Annotated in this window: 2 protein-coding genes; both read right to left on the bottom strand. The window is 63.4% G+C overall.

From position 1 onward, the window contains the following. Positions 1-202: hypothetical protein (locus ACSFA2_RS25685; RefSeq protein WP_435458152.1), on the bottom strand; the 202-nt coding region annotated here is incomplete at its 3' end. 35 nt (positions 203-237) lie between these two features. Further along, positions 238-1,050 carry an APH(3'') family aminoglycoside O-phosphotransferase gene (locus ACSFA2_RS25680; protein ID WP_435458151.1) on the bottom strand — a complete coding sequence of 271 codons (813 nt, stop codon included), beginning with the start codon at positions 1,048-1,050 and terminating at the stop codon, positions 238-240. Between the last annotated feature and the right edge of the window lie 60 nt (positions 1,051-1,110).

Here is a 1,110-nt window from a genome sequence, read left to right as displayed (position 1 = left end):
CGGTCATTTGGATTTCCTTCAATTCAGTTCTTTGCATACGGGATGGTTTCGAACCGGTCTTGGGTGGGTCACCGTCCCTTCGGGGGGCGGCCACCTCGCTCGGGGCCTGTTCATCCAGATTCGCTTGTGGGCTGGTCTGTGAGATGAATTGTGAGCCGATGAGTAGGTAAAAACCCGCAGCAAAAGGAACCGCGGCGTTCATGCGATGGAAACAATCGCAGCACCGAGCGCTGTGCATCAACCCCAGGTCAGCGGATCCAGACGAAGGTAGAAGTCAAGCCGCTCGTCGTCGGGCTCGTCGATGCCCAGGGCGCCGAATAGCCCGGCACGCGCGGCGAGCTCATCGTCCGGCCCCCTCCAGCTCTCGCGCGCATTCGCCAGGAAAAGCGAGAGGTCGACATACCGGTCTGCAACGCCCAGCCGACCGAGGTCGATCAGCCCCGTGCAGCGAAGCGTCTGCGGATCGATCATGAAGTTCGGCATGCACGCATCACCATGGCACACGACCCGGTCGCGCTCTTCCTGCGCGAGGCGTTCGGGCAGTTGTACGCGAAGGGCTTCGAGAAGAAGCGGCGGCGGGATGTGCTGCTGCTCGGGATCGAGGAACTCGGGGTTGACTGCGTTGCGCGCGACCACGTCGGCGGCCCGATCGAACATCGTCGAGAGCGCGCGCGTGAACGGGCAATCCGCGATCGGGAGTTCGTGCAGCAGCTTGAGCCGTTGCGCCATTGACGGCCACGCCTTGAGTAGATCCGCAGCCGGAAGGTCGCTGGCAGGCACGCCGGGAACGGCACTCGTGACGAGGCATGCGCCATCTTTCGATGCATGCCAATCGAGCACCTTGGCGGACCCAAGACCGAAAGGCGCCAGCCATTCGGTGCGAAGGCGTTCACCCGCCAGCGACGCCGCGCCTTCCCGGCCGGACACCTTGGCGAAGGCCTCGCCATCGGTGCGCCGATAAACACTGTCCGCCGACTCGCCATGGCTCACGGGAAGCCATTCCTTGCCGGCAGGCAAGCCTGGAAGAAGAGAAAGATGCTCGGGACTCATGAATCCCATTCTCGGGAATCCGCTCAATCCCGTTCGCCGCACGGGTGTACGTCGAGCCCC

Origin of the sequence: Variovorax cryoconiti, from assembly GCF_051216395.1 — a bacterium.
Classification (GTDB): domain Bacteria; phylum Pseudomonadota; class Gammaproteobacteria; order Burkholderiales; family Burkholderiaceae_C; genus Variovorax.
This window is presented reverse-complemented; position numbering and strand designations above follow the sequence as displayed.

Excerpts from the sequence above, each read along its gene's own strand:
- ACSFA2_RS25680 (WP_435458151.1), bottom strand. The coding sequence starts at position 1,050 with ATGAGTCCCGAGCATCTTTCTCTTCTTCCAGGCTTGCCTGCCGGCAAG.